15 protein-coding genes are annotated in these 16,991 nt (G+C 71.6%); all 15 read right to left on the reverse strand.

The features are described from left to right. A partial coding sequence (gene pyk / locus M1L56_RS15385; RefSeq protein WP_067947319.1) for a pyruvate kinase occupies positions 1-1,412 on the reverse strand: 1,412 nt, incomplete at its 3' end. A gap of 71 nt (positions 1,413-1,483) precedes the next feature. Beyond that, a complete protein-coding gene (locus tag M1L56_RS15390) occupies positions 1,484-2,941 on the reverse strand; it encodes a glutamate synthase subunit beta (RefSeq protein ID WP_067947317.1) in 1,458 nt (485 codons plus the stop codon). Continuing rightward, positions 2,934-7,457, reverse strand: coding sequence for a glutamate synthase large subunit (gene gltB / locus M1L56_RS15395; protein ID WP_248599948.1), 4,524 nt, complete (start codon positions 7,455-7,457; stop codon positions 2,934-2,936). Before gltB ends, M1L56_RS15390 begins: the two co-directional genes overlap by 8 nt. 167 nt (positions 7,458-7,624) lie before the next feature. Beyond that, positions 7,625-8,614, reverse strand: a complete 990-nt coding sequence (gene lgt, locus M1L56_RS15400; protein ID WP_248599908.1) for a prolipoprotein diacylglyceryl transferase — start codon at positions 8,612-8,614, stop codon at positions 7,625-7,627. Positions 8,615-8,678: 64 nt separating this feature from the next. Continuing rightward, positions 8,679-9,464 (reverse strand): tryptophan synthase subunit alpha, encoded by a 786-nt coding sequence (gene trpA, locus M1L56_RS15405; protein WP_310520711.1) that lies wholly within the window; start codon positions 9,462-9,464, stop codon positions 8,679-8,681. Further along, entirely contained in the window at positions 9,461-10,666 is a 1,206-nt protein-coding gene (trpB, locus tag M1L56_RS15410; RefSeq protein WP_067947308.1) for a tryptophan synthase subunit beta, read from the reverse strand. The genes trpA and trpB overlap by 4 nt, the downstream gene beginning before the upstream one ends. 1 nt (position 10,667) lies before the next feature. Beyond that, a complete protein-coding gene (gene trpC, locus M1L56_RS15415) occupies positions 10,668-11,438 on the reverse strand; it encodes an indole-3-glycerol phosphate synthase TrpC (RefSeq protein ID WP_248599910.1) in 771 nt (256 codons plus the stop codon). Between the two features lie 3 nt (positions 11,439-11,441). Next, positions 11,442-11,672, reverse strand: coding sequence for a DUF6704 family protein (locus M1L56_RS15420; protein WP_067947304.1), 231 nt, complete (start codon positions 11,670-11,672; stop codon positions 11,442-11,444). Positions 11,673-11,707: 35 nt separating this feature from the next. Next, positions 11,708-12,394, reverse strand: a complete 687-nt coding sequence (locus M1L56_RS15425; RefSeq protein WP_248599911.1) for a Trp biosynthesis-associated membrane protein — start codon at positions 12,392-12,394, stop codon at positions 11,708-11,710. A gap of 4 nt (positions 12,395-12,398) precedes the next feature. Further along, positions 12,399-13,934: an anthranilate synthase component I gene (locus M1L56_RS15430; protein ID WP_248599912.1), complete on the reverse strand. Its 1,536-nt coding sequence runs from the start codon at positions 13,932-13,934 to the stop codon at positions 12,399-12,401. Beyond that, positions 13,931-14,359, reverse strand: coding sequence for a phosphoribosyl-AMP cyclohydrolase (hisI, locus tag M1L56_RS15435; protein ID WP_082847050.1), 429 nt, complete (start codon positions 14,357-14,359; stop codon positions 13,931-13,933). Before hisI ends, M1L56_RS15430 begins: the two co-directional genes overlap by 4 nt. Further along, positions 14,356-15,117, reverse strand: coding sequence for an imidazole glycerol phosphate synthase subunit HisF (gene hisF / locus M1L56_RS15440; RefSeq protein ID WP_248599913.1), 762 nt, complete (start codon positions 15,115-15,117; stop codon positions 14,356-14,358). The genes hisI and hisF overlap by 4 nt, the downstream gene beginning before the upstream one ends. A 9-nt stretch (positions 15,118-15,126) precedes the next feature. Further along, positions 15,127-15,966, reverse strand: coding sequence for an ATP phosphoribosyltransferase (gene hisG / locus M1L56_RS15445; protein ID WP_248599914.1), 840 nt, complete (start codon positions 15,964-15,966; stop codon positions 15,127-15,129). A gap of 47 nt (positions 15,967-16,013) precedes the next feature. Then, complete coding sequence (locus M1L56_RS15450; protein ID WP_248599915.1) at positions 16,014-16,277, reverse strand: phosphoribosyl-ATP diphosphatase; 264 nt, start codon at positions 16,275-16,277, stop codon at positions 16,014-16,016. 9 nt (positions 16,278-16,286) lie between these two features. Then, positions 16,287-16,982, reverse strand: a complete 696-nt coding sequence (gene rpe / locus M1L56_RS15455; protein WP_248599916.1) for a ribulose-phosphate 3-epimerase — start codon at positions 16,980-16,982, stop codon at positions 16,287-16,289. Positions 16,983-16,991: the final 9 nt, after the last annotated feature.

Here is a 16,991-nt window from a genome sequence, read left to right on the forward strand (position 1 = left end):
AGCACCTCGCCGACGACGTGCACGCGCACGTCGTTCGTGGTGCCGGGGATTCCGGGAGGCGAACCCGAGATGATGACGACCTTCTCGCCCGCCTCGGCCTTGCCGGTCTTCGCGAGCACCTCGTCGACCTGGCCGACCATCTGGTCCGTGTGGGTGACGCGCTCGACCACGAACGACTCGACGCCCCAGTTGAGGGCCATGCGGCGACGGATGGCGGGATAGGGCGTGAACGCGAGGATCGGGATGTTCGACCGGAGTCGCGTCATCCGTCGCACCGACTCGCCCGACTCGGTGAACACGCACAGGTACTTCGCCTCGACGAAGTCGGCGACCTCGACCGCGGCCAGCGTGATCGCGCCGGCCTGGGTGCGCGGCTTCGTGCCGAGCGGCGGGATGCGCTCGAGTCCGTGCTTCTCGGTGGACTCGATGATGCGGGCCATGGTCTTGACGGTCTGCACCGGGTACTCGCCCACGCTCGTCTCGCCCGAGAGCATGACCGCGTCGGCGCCGTCGAGGATGGCGTTCGCGACGTCCGAGGTCTCGGCGCGCGTGGGGACCGGCGAGTGGGTCATCGACTCGAGCATCTGCGTGGCCACGATCACCGGCTTCGCGAGCCGGCGGGCGATCTCGATGGCGCGCTTCTGCACGATCGGCACCGCCTCGAGGGGCAGTTCGACGCCGAGGTCGCCACGGGCCACCATCACGCCGTCGAACGCCTCGACGATGCCCTCGAGGGCGTCGACGGCCTGCGGCTTCTCGATCTTGGCGATGACCGGGAGGCGGCGGCCCTCCTCGGACATGATCTCGTGCACCCGGTCGATGTCGGCGGCGTTGCGCACGAACGACAGCGCGATGAGGTCGGCGCCGAGCTTCAGGGCCCAGCGCAGGTCGGCCTCGTCCTTCTCGGACAGCGCCGGCACGTTCACGGCCACGCCGGGGAGGTTGATGCCCTTGTTGTTCGACACCGGACCCGCGACGACGACCTTCGTGGTGACGACCGTGCCGTCGGTCTCGAGCACCTCGACCCGCACCTTGCCGTCGTCGATCAGCAGGTGGTCGCCCGCCTCGACGTCGTGCGGCAGGCCCTTGAAGGTGGTGCCGACGATCTCCTTCGTGCCGAGGATCTCCTCGGTCGTGATCTTGAAGATGTCGCCCTCGGCGAGCTCGTGCGGGCCGTCGGCGAACTTGCCCAGGCGGATCTTCGGCCCCTGGAGGTCGACCAGCACGGCCACGGCGCGCCCCGAGTCGTTCGCCGCCTTCCGGACGTTCTGGTAGACGCCCTCGTGCACGTCGTAGCTGCCGTGGCTGAGGTTCATCCGGGCGACGTCGATGCCGGCGTCGATGATCGCGCGGATCTGCTCGTAGCTGGACGTTGCCGGCCCGAGCGTGGCGACGATCTTCGCTCTTCTCATGTGGTGTGTGCTCCAGGGGGTTCGCGCGCCGTAGCGCTGGATACGGACTCGTCAGGCGCCCGCGGCGCCGGTCAGACGGCGAAGGCTCGCGCCGTCGCGGGAATGGGACTCGGCAGCTGCGTCTCACCTTCAAGGTACCGGTCGACGGATGCCGCCGCAGCGCGTCCCTCGGCGATCGCCCAGACGATCAGCGACTGGCCGCGACCGGCATCGCCCGCGACGAACACGCCCGGCTCGGCCGTGGCGTAGTCGGCGTCGCGCGCGAAGTTGCCTCGGTCGGAGGCCTGCAGGCCGAGCTGGTCGTGCGCGGCATCCGTCTCGGGGCCGGTGAAGCCGAGGGCCAGCAGCACGAGGTCGGCCGGGATCTCGCGCTCGGTGCCGGCCTTCGGGACCCGGCGGCCGTCGAGGTACTCGGTCTCCGCCACGCGGATCGCACGGACCTCGCCGGCGTCGTTCGCGAGGAACTCGACGGTCGACGCGAGGTACTGGCGCTGGCCGCCCTCCTCGTGGGCGCTCTGCACCTCGAACAGCGTCGGGTGCATCGGCCACGGCTGCTCCGCGGGCCGCGTCGGGCTGGGCTGCTTGCCGATCGCGAGGTTCGTGACCGAGAGGGCGCCCTGCCGGTGCGCGGTGCCGATGCAGTCGGCGCCCGTGTCACCGCCGCCGAGGACGACGACGTGCTTGCCCTCGGCCGTGATCTGGTCGAAGACGTCCTCGCCGGCGACCCGGCGGTTCGCCTGGGTCAGGTACTCCATGGCGAAGTGGACGCCGGGCAGGTCGCGGCCCGGGATCGGCAGGTCGCGCGGCACGAGCGCACCCGTGGCGACCACGACGGCGTCGTAGCGGCGCCGGAGCTCGTCCCACGAGAGGTCGACGCCGATCTCGACGCCGGCACGGAAGCGCGTGCCCTCGGCCGTCATCTGCGCGAGGCGGGCGTCGAGGTGCTTCTTCTCCATCTTGAAGTCGGGGATGCCGTAGCGCAGCAGGCCGCCGATGCGGTCGTCGCGCTCGTACACGGCGACCGTGTGACCGGCCCGGGTGAGCTGCTGGGCGGCGGCGAGTCCCGCCGGGCCCGACCCGACGACAGCCACGGTCTTGCCGGTGAGGCGACCGGGCGGCTGCGGCTGCACCCAGCCGTTGCCGAACGCCTGGTCGATGATCGAGACCTCGACCTGCTTGATCGTCACCGCAGGCTGGTTGATGCCGAGCACGCAGGCGGACTCGCACGGGGCCGGGCAGAGGCGTCCGGTGAACTCCGGGAAGTTGTTCGTGGCGTGCAGCCGCTCGATGGCCGCGCGGCCCTCGCCGCGCCACATCAGGTCGTTCCACTCGGGGATGAGGTTGCCGAGCGGGCAGCCCTGGTGGCAGAACGGGATGCCGCAGTCCATGCAGCGTCCGGCCTGCCGCCGCACCTGGGCGGGGTCGCCCTGCTCGTAGACCTCTTTCCAGTCCATGATCCGCACCGGCACGGGCCGCCGCTTGGGCAGTTCGCGCTCGGTGACCTTCAGAAAGCCCTTCGGGTCAGCCACCCGTCACCTCCAGGATTCGCGTCCAGACGACGTCGCCGTCGGGGTCCAGCCCCTCGTCGACCGCCGCTTGGCGGGTGCGGAGGACCGCGGCGTAGTCGCGCGGAAGCACCTTGGTGAAGCGGTCGAACGCGACGGCACCCTCGGCGAGGAGCGCCGCGGCGACTGCGGAGTCGGTGTGCTCGAGGTGCTGCTCGAGCAGGTCGCGGACGATCTCGTGGTCGGCGCTGCCCAGGGGGTGCAGCTCGAGTTCGCCGCTCGAGAGCGCTTCGCGGTTCACGCGCGCCTCGGCGAGGTCGAGCACGTACGCCGTGCCGCCCGACATGCCCGCGCCCAGGTTGCGGCCGGTGCCGCCGAGGATGAGCGCGAGGCCGCCGGTCATGTACTCGAGCGCGTGGTCGCCCACGCCCTCGACGACCGCCGTGGCGCCGGAGTTCCGGACGAGGAAGCGCTCCCCCACGATGCCGCGGATGAACATGCTGCCCCGGGTCGCGCCGTAGCCGATGACGTTGCCGGCGATGACGTTCCGCTCGGCGACGAAGCCGGCCTCGCGCGACGGACGCACGATCACCTGACCGCCGGACAGGCCCTTGCCGACGTAGTCGTTCGAGTCGCCCTCGAGTCGGAGGGTGATGCCGCTCGGCAGGAACGCGCCGAACGACTGCCCGGCCGAACCGGTCAGCGTGACGTCGATCGAGCCGGTGGGCAGGCCCTCCGCGCCGTGCCGGACGGTGACCTCGTGGCCGAGCATGGTGCCGACCGCCCGCTCGGTGTTCTTGATCGGCAGGGTGATCTCAACGCGACCGCCCTGCTCGAGGACGAGGGCGCTGCGCCGGATGAGCTCGTTGTCGAAGTGCTCCTCGAGCTCGTGGTCCTGCGCACGGAAGTTGCGACGCGGCTCGGAGCCGGAGAAGTCCGGACCCACGAGCACGGGCGTGAGGTCGAGTCCCGACGCCTTCCAGTGGGCGACGGCGCGGTCGACGTCGAGCAGCTCGCGCCGGCCGATGACCTCGTCGAGCGAGCGGTAGCCGAGCTCCGCGAGGTACTCCCGCACCTCCTGCGCGATGAACTCGAAGAAGTTCACGACGAACTCGGGCTTGCCCGTGAACCGCTTGCGCAGCTCGGGGTTCTGCGTCGCGACGCCGACCGGGCACGTGTCGAGGTGGCAGACGCGCATCATGACGCAGCCCTCGACGATGAGCGGAGCCGTCGCGAAGCCGAACTCCTCGGCGCCGAGCAGGGCGCCGATGACGACGTCGCGACCGGTCTTCAGCTGCCCGTCGACCTGCACGACCACGCGGTCGCGCATGCCGTTCAGCATGAGCGTCTGCTGCGTCTCGGCGAGGCCGAGCTCCCACGGGGTGCCCGCGTGCTTCAGCGAGTTCAGCGGGCTCGCGCCCGTGCCGCCGTCGTGGCCGGAGACGAGGATGACATCCGCCAGCGCCTTCGCCGTACCCGCCGCGACCGCGCCGATGCCCGACTGGCTGACCAGCTTCACGTGGATGCGGGCCTTCGGGTTCGCGCGCTTCAGGTCGAAGATCAGCTGCTTGAGGTCTTCGATCGAGTAGATGTCGTGGTGCGGCGGCGGCGAGATGAGGCCGACGCCCGCGGTCGCGTGGCGGGTCCGGGCCACCCACGGGTAGACCTTGGTCGGCGGGAGCTGCCCGCCCTCGCCGGGCTTGGCGCCCTGTGCGAGCTTGATCTGGATGTCGTCGGCGTTCGTGAGGTACATGCTCGTCACGCCGAAGCGGCCGGAGGCCACCTGCTTGATCGCGCTGCGCCGCTCCGGGTCGAGGAGTCGCTCCAGGTCCTCGCCGCCCTCGCCGGTGTTCGACTTCGCGCCGAGCCGGTTCATGGCGATCGCGAGCGTCTCGTGCGCCTCCTTCGAGATGGAGCCGTAGCTCATCGCGCCCGTGGAGAACCGCTTCACGATCGACTCGACCGGCTCGACCTCGTCGATCGGCACCGGCGGGCGGACGCCCGTGCGGAGCGCGAACATGCCGCGCAGGGTCATGAGCTGCTCGGCCTGCGAGTCGACCATGTGCGTGTACTCGCGGAAGATGTCGTAGCGGCGATTGCGCGTCGAGTGCTGCAGGCGGAAGACCGTCTCGGGGTTGAACAGGTGCGGCGACCCGTCGCGGCGCCACTGGTACTCGCCACCGGTCTGCAGCCGCTCGTGGGCGCGGACCGCGGCATCCGCCGGGTAGGCCACCTGGTGCCGGGCGAGGTTCTCCCGAGCGATGACCTCGATGCCGACGCCGCCGAGCTTCGAGGTGGTCCCGGTGAAGTACTCGTCGATGAACTCCTGCGAGAGCCCGACTGCCTCGAACGCCTGCGCGCCCGCGTACGACGAGATCGTCGAGATGCCCATCTTCGACATGATCTTCAGCACGCCCTTGCCGAGCGCGGTGATGACGTTCCGCACCGCCTGCTCGGGCGTGACGCCCGCGAGCGTGCCCGAGCGGACGAGGTCCTCGCAGGACTCCATGGCGAGGTACGGGTTCACGGCGGAGGCGCCGTAGCCGACGAGGAGCGCCACGTGGTGCACCTCGCGCACGTCGCCGGCCTCGACCACGAGACCGACCTTCATGCGGGTCTCGGAGCGGATGAGGTGGTGGTGCACCGCCGACAGCATGAGCAGCGACGGGATCGGCGCGAGGTCCTTGGTCGAGTCGCGGTCGCTCAGCACGATGAACGAGGCGCCCTCGTCGATGGCCTCGTCGACCTCGCGAGCGAGCTCCTCGAGGCGCGCGCGCAGGCCGTCGGGTCCGTCGTCGACGCGGTACAGCCCGCGCAGCGTCCGGGTGGCGCGCGCGCCCGACGGCGAGGTCATGTGCACGATCTTCGCCAGCTGGTCGTTGTCGATCACCGGGAAGTCGAGCGAGACCTGACGCGCGTGCTCGGCGCCCGCGGCGAGCAGGTTCCGCTCGGGTCCGAGCGACGTCGACAGCGAGGTCACGACCTGCTCGCGGATCGAGTCGAGCGGCGGATTGGTGACCTGGGCGAACTGCTGCGTGAAGTAGTCGAAGAGCAGCCGCGGACGCTCGGAGAGCACCGCGATCGGGGTGTCGGATCCCATCGCGCCGAGCGGCTCCTGACCGGTCGCCGCCATCGGCGCGAGGAGGATCTTCACCTCCTCTTCCGTGTAGCCGAAGGTGCGCTGACGGCGGTTGACGGATGCCGGCGGGTGCACGATGTGCTCGCGCTCGGGCAGGTCGGAGAGGCGGATGCGGCCCTCGTCGAGCCACTCCCCCCAGGGTGCGGATGCCGCGAGCTCGGACTTGATCTCGTCGTCCTCGATGAGGCGGCCGGCCTCGGTGTCGACGAGGAACATGCGGCCGGGCTGCAGGCGGCCCTTCCGCACGATGCGCTTCTGCGGCAGGTCGAGCACGCCGATCTCGCTCGCCAGCACGACGAGCCCGTCGTCGGTCACGACGTACCGGCCGGGCCGGAGGCCGTTGCGGTCGAGCGTCGCGCCGACGAGGCTGCCGTCGGTGAACACGATCGCGGCGGGGCCGTCCCACGGCTCCATGAGCATCGAGTGGTACTCGTAGAACGCCCGGCGCGCCGGATCGATCTCGGCCTGCTTCTCCCACGCCTCGGGGACCATCATCATCACCGCGTGCGGCAGGCTGCGGCCGGCGAGGGTGAGCAGCTCGACGACCTCGTCGAACGAGGCCGAGTCGCTCGCGCCGGGCGTCACGATCGGCATGAGCGGGTCGAGCTCGCCGAGCAGCTCCGACTCCAGCTGCGACTGCCGGGCGCGCATCCAGTTGCGGTTGCCCTGGATGGTGTTGATCTCGCCGTTGTGCGCGATCATCCGGAACGGCTGTGCGAGCGGCCACGAGGGGAACGTGTTCGTGGAGTACCGGGAGTGGACCAGGGCAAGCTTGGAGGCGAACCGCTCGTCGGAGAGGTCGGGATAGAACGGCTCGAGCTGGAGCGTGGTGACCATGCCCTTGTAGACGAGCGTGCGGCTGGAGAGGGACGCGAAGTAGAGCTCGAGCTCGCGCTCGGCGCGCTTGCGCAGACGGAAGGTGAGACGGTCGAGCGCGATCCCGGCGAGGTGCTCGCCCTCGGCCGTGTTCGCCGAGCTCCGCACGTAGAGCTGCTGCACGACGGGCATCGCCGCGCGGGCCAGCGTGCCGAGTTCCTCGGGGCGCACCGGCACCTCGCGCCATCCGAGCACCTCGAGGCCCTCGGATGCCGCGATGCGCTGCAGCTGCTGCTTCACCGTCGACCGCGCGGTGGGGTCGACGGGCAGGAACGCGTTGCCCACGGCGTACGCGCCCGCGGGGGGCAGCGGAAAGTCGACGACCTCGCGGAGGAACGCGTCGGGCACCTGGGTGATGATGCCGGCGCCGTCGCCCGTACCCGCGTCGGAGCCGACCGCACCGCGGTGCTCGAGGTTGCGCAGGCTGTCGAGCGCCGCCTGGATGATGTCGTGACCGGCGGTGCCGCGCAGCGTCGCCACCATGGCGAGCCCGCAGGCGTCCTTCTCGTCGGCGGGGTCGTACATGCCCTGGGCGGGCGGCGTCAGACCGAACCGGGAGTGGGGAGGGGAAAGCGACACGTTGGACCGTCCTCGGTATCTCGTTAGGCAGCGGGGACGACGTCGGCCCACGGAGGGAGGTTCACGGCGCGAGGTGCGGCGCCGAGTCGGAGAACGCGGTGTGGTGGCGTGGCCTACGCGGAGGCCGAGCGGCTCGAGCTTGTGGCTGCCGGCTCGCCGGGTGCGTTCTCACCCTCGACGCCTTCGTCGAGAGAGTCGGAGTCGGACTCGGTGTCGTCCGAGTCTACCTCAGCATCCGCGGGCCTCCATTCACGGCCCGGGCGGTAGACGCTCGGCTCGATGCCGGGGTGCCGGCGTCGCTGCACGAGGATGATGACGAGGCCGATGATGATCGCCGCGAACGACGCCCAGACGTTCGACCGGATGCCGAGGAACATCTCGCTCGGGTCGACGCGGATGGTCTCGAACACCGCGCGTCCCGCGCCGTACCAGATGAGGTAGGCGCCGAACATCATGCCCCAGCGGAGGCGGAAGAAGCGCTCGAGCCCGAGGAGCACGGCGACGCCGACGAGGTTCCACACGATCTCGTAGAGGAACGTCGGGTGGAACAGGGTGCCCTCGGCGAGGCCCTGCGGCCACGCCGGGTTGTCGGAAGGGATCTCGAGGCCCCAGGGCAGGTCGGTCGGCCAGCCGTAGAGCTCGGCGTTGAACCAGTTGCCGAGCCGGCCGATCGCCTGGGCGACGAGGAGACCCGGCGCGAGCGCGTCGGCGAAGGACCAGAAGCGGAGGCCGGTCAGGCGGCAGGCGATGATGACGCCGACGGCACCGCCGATGAGCGAACCGTAGATCGCGTTGCCGCCCTCCCAGATCGCGATGATGCGCCACAGTTCCTGGCCCGCGAAGTAGTCGTCGGGGTGGGTGAGGACGTGGTACAGGCGAGCGCCGACGATGCCGAGCGGCACGGCCCACAGCACGACATCGAGCACGATGCCCGGTTCGGCGCCGCGCTTGGTGAGGCGGCGCGAGGTCATGATCGTCGCGATGATGATGCCCGCGAGGATGAACAGCGCGTACATCTGGATGTTCAGCGTGCCCCACGGGACCGGGATCTCGAGGGTGCGCCACTCCGGGTCTGGAGTCGGGATGCTGAGCGGTGCGAACACGCCGGCGTCTGCCTTTCGTCGATGGTGCGGGGGCGCCGCGCGCGGCGGCCCCGTCGAGACTACTTCACTTCCGGGCGGTGCCGCGCGCGAGCTCGGCCGCGAGCGCGCCGGCCGCCTCGACCCCGCCGTCGGCGAGGGCCTTCACGAGCGCGGATCCCACGATCGCGCCCTCCGCGTACTCGAGCACCTCGGCCACCTGCTCGGCGGTCGAGATGCCGAGACCCACGCAGCTCGCCTCGGCGCCCGCCTCGCGGAGTCGCCCGACGAGGCCGCGGGCGGCCTGGTCGACGTCGGTCCGGGCGCCGGTGATGCCCATGGTCGAGACCGCGTACACGAAGCCGCGGCTCGCCTCGACCGCCTGGCGGATCCGGGCGTCGGTCGACGAGGGCGCCGCGAGGAACACCCGGTCCAGGCCGGTGCGCTCGGAGGCGGCGAGCCAGTCGCCGGCCTCGTCGGGGATGAGGTCGGGCGTGATCAGCCCGGCTCCACCGGCGGCGGCGAGGTCGTCGGCGAACCGGTCGACGCCGTACTGCACGACGGGGTTCCAGTAGGTCATCACGAGGACGGGTGCGTCGACCCGCTCGGTGACCCGGCGCACCGCCTCGAACCCGTGCGCGAGGCGGAAGCCGTTCGCGAGCGCCTGCACGGTCGCGGCCTGGATGACCGTGCCGTCCATGACCGGGTCGGAGTACGGGAGTCCGAGCTCGAGCACGTCGACGCCGTTCTCGACCAGGGCGACGGCCGCCTCGACGCTCTCGTCCAGCGTGGGGAAGCCGACCGGGAGGTAGCCGATGAGCGCGCCGGCGGCCTCCTCGTTGCGGCGACGGATGACGGCGCCCACGTTCCTCATTCGGCGCTCCCGTCGAGCAGCTCGAAGTAGCGCGCGGCGGTCTCCATGTCCTTGTCGCCGCGCCCGGAGAGGTTCACGAGGATCGTGGCGTCGCGGCCGAGCTCACGACCGAGGTCGAGCGCGCCGGCGAGGGCGTGGGCCGACTCGATGGCCGGGATGATGCCCTCGGTACGGGAGAGGAGGCGAAGGGCCTGCATCGCCGCGTCATCGGTGATCGGCAGGTAGGTGGCCCGGCCGAGTGCGGCGAGCCAGGAGTGCTCGGGGCCGACGCCCGGGTAGTCGAGACCGGCGGAGATCGAGTGCGACTCGATGGTCTGGCCGTCCTCGTCCTGCAGGAGGTAGCTGCGCGCGCCGTGGAGCACGCCCGGACGCCCCTTCGAGATGGTCGCCGCGTGTCGGGGCGTGTCGACGCCGTCGCCGCCGGCCTCGAAGCCGTACAGCGCGACGTCGGCGTCGTCGAGGAACGCGTGGAAGATGCCGATCGCGTTGGATCCGCCGCCCACGCAGGCCGCGACGGCGGTGGGCAGGCCGCCCGTCAGGTCGATGACCTGCTGGCGCGCCTCCTCGCCGACGATCGCCTGGAAGTCGCGGACCATCTCGGGGAACGGGTGCGGACCCGCCACCGTGCCGAAGATGTAGTTGGTGGTCTCGACGTTCGTGACCCAGTCGCGCATCGCGTCGTTGATCGCGTCCTTCAGGGTGCGCGAACCGGTCTTGACGGGGATGACCTCGGCGCCGAGGAGGCGCATGCGCGCGACGTTCAGCGCCTGGCGCTCGGTGTCGACCTCGCCCATGTAGATCGTGCACTCCAGGCCGAACAGCGCCGCCGCCGTCGCGGTCGCCACGCCGTGCTGGCCCGCACCCGTCTCGGCGATGACGCGCTTCTTGCCGATGCGGCGCGTGAGCAGCGCCTGGCCGAGCACGTTGTTGATCTTGTGGGATCCGGTGTGGTTCAGGTCCTCGCGCTTGAGGATGATCCGGGCACCGCCCGCGTGCTCCGCGAAGCGGGGCACCTCGGTGATGATCGAGGGCCGGCCGGTGTAGCTCCGGCCGAGCTCGGCGAGCTCCTCGCCGAAGGCCGGGTCGAGCTTCGCGAGGGTGTACGCCTCGGACAGCTCGTCGAGTGCCGCCACCAGCGACTCGGGGACGAAGCGTCCGCCGAACTCGCCGAAGTACGGCCCGGTCTGGGCACGAAGGGCCATGTCACACCGCCATGAATGCAGAGAGGTTCGAGATGGGGTCGCCCGTGACGAGCGCCTCGCCCACGAGCACGGCATCGGCGCCCGCGGCACGATAGTGCGCGACATCCGCCGCCGTCAGCACCGCCGACTCGGCCACCCGGATCGCCCCCTCGGGGAACCGATCGGCGAGTCGCCCGAACAGGTCGCGGTCGAGCTCGAAGGTGGTCAGGTCGCGCGCGTTGACGCCGATGAGCCGGGCGCCGAGCTGCGCGGCGCGGTCGAGTTCGTCGGCGGAGTGCGTCTCGACGAGCGCGGTCATGCCGAGCTCGGTGATCAGCGCGTACAGTTCGCGCAGCGTGTCGTCGTCGAGCGCGGCGACGATGAGCAGCACCAGGTCGGCACCGGCCGCGCGGGCTTCGAAGACCTGGTACGGGGTGGCGATGAAGTCCTTGCGCAGCACGGGCAGCGAGACCGCCTGCCGCACCGACTCGAGGTCGGCGAGCGAGCCGCCGAACTTGCGCCCCTCGGTCAGCACGCTGATCGCGCTCGCGCCGCCCAGTTCGTACGTGCGGGCGAGCGCGGCGGGGTCGTCGATGGCCGCGAGCGAACCGCGCGAGGGGCTCGACCGCTTGATCTCGGCGATGACCTTCACGTGCTGCGCCGGACGGAGCGCGGCGAGGGCGTCGATTGCCGCGGGACGGGCCAGCGCGGCCGCCTCGACCTCGGCGAGGGGCCGTTCGGCGCGCCGGGACTCGGCGTCGGCGACCGCGTTCGCAGTGAGCTCGGCGAGCACGCGTCAGTGCGCCTTGGGCGCGACCTTGGCGCCGTCGACGCCGTAGCCCGCCTTCGCGAGCGCCCAGCCGACGATCGCTCCGAGCACGAGCAGGCCGGCGGCCGCCCACACGAGCCACTGCACGTCGAGGAAGAACGCGACGGTGCCGATCGCGAACGCGATGAGCATGATCGTCACGGCGGTCCATGCCGCGGGCGAGTGTCCGTGGCCGGGCTCAGCGTGCTCAGTGCTCATGGTGCTCCTTCTGTGCGATGGGGGTCGTGGAGAGTCTACCGGGTGCGGCCGGGTGCCTCGTGGCCGTCGCCCGTGCCCTCGGCGTCGTCGGGAGTCGGCTCCGTCTCGCCGGCGGTGGGGTCGTCGCCGCGGCTGAGCCCGTCCCAGTCGTCGACGGCCCGGTCCGAGGCGGGCACTCCGCCGCGCGGGGCGTCGGGCGTCAGTCGCGCGCCGCCGCCGTATCGGCGCGACGTCGGCCAGGTGCGGCCCGTGACGATCACCACGAGGCCCGCCACGGCGATGAGGACGCCGCCGAGGATCGCGGCGAACGGCCACGCCGAGGCGGCGACGCCGGCGACGAGCTCGGCGGTCGGCTCCGCGCCCGCCACGCCCGTGGCCTCGGCGACGGCGGGGGCCACGGCCCGGACCGGGTCGCCGAGTGCGAGGGCGGACGCGAGGACGACGCTTCCGCCGAGGGCGAGGGCGAGCAGGCCGAGCACCACCCGGATCACGGGCCCCGCGATCGCGAGGGCTCCGGCCAGTGCGAGCCCCGCCAGCGCGAGCGCGGCGAGCGCCGGCGAGGCGACCGCTCCCCCGACCTCGAGTGCGGTCGCTCCGCCGGCGGTGGCCTGGCCGTCGACGAGCCGCGCGGTGAACCAGGTCTGGCTCCACGCGAGCAGGGCGAGGCCCGATCCGGCCAGCAGGCCGAGGATCGCGGGCAGCTTCATCCGCTCGGGGCGCATGCGCTCAGCCCACCCGCCGCATCGCGTTCGCGACGGCGACGGCGCGCAGCGGCGCCGCCGCCTTGTTGACCGACTCCTGGTACTCCGACTCGGGGTCGGAGTCGGCGACGAGGCCGCCGCCGGCCTGCACGCGTGCGATGCCGCCCGAGATGGTCGCGGTGCGGATCGCGATGGCGAGGTCGGCATCGCCGCCGAAGCCGAAGTAGCCGACGACGCCCCCGTACAGGCCCCGTTGGGCCGGTTCGAGCTCGTCGATGATCTCGAGGGCTCGCGGCTTCGGCGCGCCGGAGAGCGTGCCCGCGGGGAAGGTCGCGCGGAACACGTCGACCGCGTTCGCGTCGTCGCGGAGGTCGCCCTCGACCGACGAGACGAGGTGCATGATGTGGCTGAACCGCTCGACACGCATGAACTCGGTCACCTCGACGCTGCCGGCGGTGCACACCTTGGCGAGGTCGTTGCGGGCGAGGTCGACGAGCATGAGGTGCTCGGCCTGCTCCTTCGGATCGGCGATGAGCTCGGCCTCGAGGTCGGCGTCGTCCTCGGGCGTCCCGCCGCGCGGCTTCGACCCGGCGATCGGGTGGGTGTACACCCGGCCGTCCTCGACCTTGACGAGCGCCTCGGGCGACGAGCCGACGATCCAGTACGGTTCGCCGGTCGGGGCCTCGAGGTGCAGCAGGTACATGTACGGACTCGGGTTGAGGCTGCGCAGCACCCGGTAGACGTCGATCGGGTCCGCCGTGGCATCCTGCTCGAACCGCTGCGACACCACGACCTGGAAGATGTCGCCCTCGTGGATGTAGTGCTTCGAGCGCTCGACCGCCGCGAGGAAGTCGACCTTCTCGGTGCGGTGACGCGGTTCCGGCGCGCGCGCCAGGTCGATCTCGGCGAGGTGGGCCTCGGCGGGCGTCGCGAGCGACTCCTGCATGCGGTCCAGGCGGGCCTGCGCGTCCGCCCACAGCGTCTCGGCGGGCTCCTCGCGATCGTTCAGGACGGATGCCACGAGCTGGACGGTGCCCGTGCGGTGGTCGATGACGACGAGCTCGGAGACGAACGAGAACGCCTGCCCGGGCATCGCGTAGTCCGCCGGCGGCCGGTTCGGCAGGTGCTCGATCTGCCGGATCGCCTCCCAGCCGATGAAGCCGACGAGCCCGCCGGTGAGGGGCGGCGCACCGGGCACGTCCTCGGTCGCCCAGCGCTCGTGGACCGCTTCGAGGGCGGCGAGCGGGGCCCGGTCCCCGGACGCCTCGCCCAGGGCGCGCTCGCGCGACATGCCGTAGTCGAGCCACTCGACCGCACCGTCGCGCTCCGTGAGCACGCCGTACGAGCCCGCGCCGACGAACGAGTAGCGCGACCAGATGCCGCCCTGCTCGGCCGACTCGAGGAGGAACGTGCCGGGCCGGCCCCCCGCCAGCTTGCGGTAGATGCCGACCGGCGTCTCGCCGTCGGCGAAGAGCTCGCGCACGACCGGCACGACACGGCGTCCCTGCAGCAGGGCGGTGAAGTCGTCGAGGCGCGTGGTCGCGGTTCGGGCGGCCGTCATGGGGTTCCTCCGTCGCGGGCGGGTCCGTCGGGGTGGCCGACGACGACGTCGAGCGGGTCGCCGTCCCAGCAGGTGCGGGTTCCGGTGTGGCAGGCCACGCCGACCTGCTCGACCTTGACCAGCAGCACGTCGGCGTCGCAGTCGAGCGCCGCGGACCTGACGTACTGCGCGTGTCCGGAGGTGTCGCCCTTGCGCCAGTACTCCTGCCGCGACCGCGACCAGAAGGTGACCCGGCCCTCGGTGAGCGTGCGGCGCATCGCCTCGCGGTCCATCCAGCCGAGCATGAGCACCTCGCCGGTGTCCCACTGCTGGATGATCGCGGGCAGCAGTCCGTCGCGGTCGAACGCGGCCCGGTCCACCGCGGTGGCATCCGGCGCCCAGCGCTCGGTCTCCGACTCGAGCTCCTCGTCGCCTGCGTAGGTCATCGGACGGTCCTCCCGTCGGCCTCGAGGGCGCGCTTCACCTCGCCGATGGTGAGCTCGCCGTTGTGGAACACGGATGCCGCGAGCACGGCGTCGGCTCCCGCCGCGATCGCCGGAGCGAAGTGTTCGAGCGCGCCGGCGCCGCCGGAGGCGATCACGGGCACGGAGGACAACTCGTGCATCAGCCCGACGAGCTCGAGGTCGAAGCCGGCCTTGGTGCCGTCGGCGTCGATCGAGTTCACGAGCAGTTCGCCCGCGCCGAGCTCGATCGCCCGGCGGGCCCACTCGAGCGCGTCGAGGTCGGTCTCGGAGCGGCCGCCGTGCGTCGTGACGACGAAGCCCGACGCAGTGCGGTCGGATCGCTTGACGTCGAGCGAGAGCACGCACACCTGCGCGCCGAACCGGTCGGCGATCTCGGCGATGAGCTCCGGCCGCGCGATCGCGGCGCTGTTCACGCCGATCTTGTCGGCACCGTGGCCGAGCAGCCGCGCGACGTCGTCGGTCGAGCGCACGCCGCCGCCCACGGTGAGCGGGATGAACACCTGCTCGGCGACGCGCTGCACCATGTCGTACGTCGTCGACCGGTCGTCCACCGTCGCGGTGACGTCGAGGAAGGTCAGCTCATCGGCGCCCTGCGCGGCGTACTTCGCCGCGAGCTCCACGGGGTCGCCCGCGTCGCGCAGGTTGAGGAAGTTCACGCCCTTGACGACGCGGCCGGCGGCCACGTCGAGGCACGGGATCACACGGACGGCCAGCGACATCCGCTCACCTCACAGACGTGCCGCGTGGATGGCGCTCACGAGGATCGCGCGCGCGCCCAGCTCGTACAGTTCGTCCATGACGTGGTTCACGTCGACGCGCGGGATCATGACGCGGACGGCGACCCACTCGGGGTCGTGCAGCGGCGAGACCGTGGGCGACTCGAAGCCCGGCGCGACCGCCGTGGCCGCCTCGAGGTGGGTCACCGGGACGTCGTAGTCGACGAGCACGTACTGGCGCGCGACGAGCACGCCCTGGAGGCGCCGGACGAGGGTCTGGGTGCCGGGCCGCTCGACGCCCGAGCCGATGAGCACGGCCTCGGACTCGAGGATGACGGGACCGAAGATGTCGAGCCCGGCCTTGCGCAGGGTCGATCCCGTGGAGACCACGTCGGCCACCGCGTCGGCCACGCCGAGCCGCACCGCGGATTCGACGGCGCCGTCGAGCTTGACGAGCTTCGCGGTCACGCCGTGCCGGGCGAGGAAGTCGCCCACGAGGCCCGGGTAGCTCGTGGCCACGCGCACGCCCTCGAGGTCGGCGAGCGTGTCGAAGGCGCCGGGCGGGCCGGCGAACCGGAACGTCGAGTCGCCGAACCCGAGGGAGGCGATCTCACCCGCCTCGGAACCCGAGTCGAGGAGCAGGTCGCGCCCCGTGATGCCCACGTCGAGCGCGCCGGAACCGACGTAGGTGGCGATGTCGCGCGGACGGAGGTAGAAGAACTCGACCCCGTTGCGGGGGTCGGCGACGATGAGCTCACGCGAGTCGCGGCGACCGGTGTACCCGGCCTCGTAGAGCATCTGCGCGGCGGTGTCGGAGAGCGAGCCCTTGTTGGGCACGGCGATTCGGAGCATTCCCTGGCTTTCGTGTCGACGGAACTGATCTGCGGTCATGGACGTGATCAGAGATGTCGGTACACGTCGGCCGGCGTGAGCCCCTTCGCGAGCATCATCACCTGCAGGTGGTACAGCAGCTGCGAGATCTCCTCGGCCGTCTCGGCGTCGGACTGGTACTCGGCCGCCATCCACACCTCGGCGGCCTCCTCGACGATCTTCTTGCCGATGGCGTGCACGCCGGCGTCGAGCTGGCGCACGGTGCCGGAGCCCGCCGGGCGGGTCCTGGCCTTGTCGCTGAGCTCGACGAAGAGGTCGTCGAAGGTCTTCACCCGTCCAGACTACCGGTGCGCCGCGCCGTCCCCGCGCGGGTGCTCGTGCGGGTGCGCGGCCACCGCGGCGCGCAGCGCCTCGATGCGCTCGGCGGGCACGTCGCCGTTGAAGACGTGCGATCCGGCGACGAACGTGTCGGCGCCCGCCTCCGCGGCGATGCCGATCGTCTCCTCCGTGATGCCGCCGTCGACCTGCAACCAGATGTCGAGACCCGCGGCGTGCACGGCGTCGGCGACGCGGGTGAGCTTCGGCATCGTCTCGTGGATGAACGACTGGCCGCCGAATCCCGGCTCGACCGTCATCACGAGCACCTGGTCGAACTCCGGCAGGAGGTCGAGGTAGGGCGCGGCATCCGTGCCCGGCTTCAGTGCGATGCCCGCGCGTGCGCCGATGGAGCGGAGCTTCCGCGCGAGCGCGACGGGCTCCCCCGCCGCCTCGGCGTGGAACGTGACCGAGAACGCGCCCGCCTCGGCGTACGCCGGCGCCCAGCGGTCCGGGTCGTCGATCATGAGGTGCACGTCGAGCGGGATGGGCGAGACCTCCTGCAGGCGGGTCACCATCTGCAGGCCGAACGTGAGGTTCGGCACGAAGTGGTTGTCCATGACGTCGACGTGCACGAGGTCGGCGGTCGCGATGCGCCCGAGCTCGCGTTCGAGGTTGGCGAAGTCGGCAGCGAGGATGCTCGGGTTGATCCGCGTCGTCATGCCGCCAGC

Source organism: Agromyces sp. C10 (assembly GCF_023217995.1).
Classification (GTDB): domain Bacteria; phylum Actinomycetota; class Actinomycetes; order Actinomycetales; family Microbacteriaceae; genus Agromyces; species Agromyces indicus.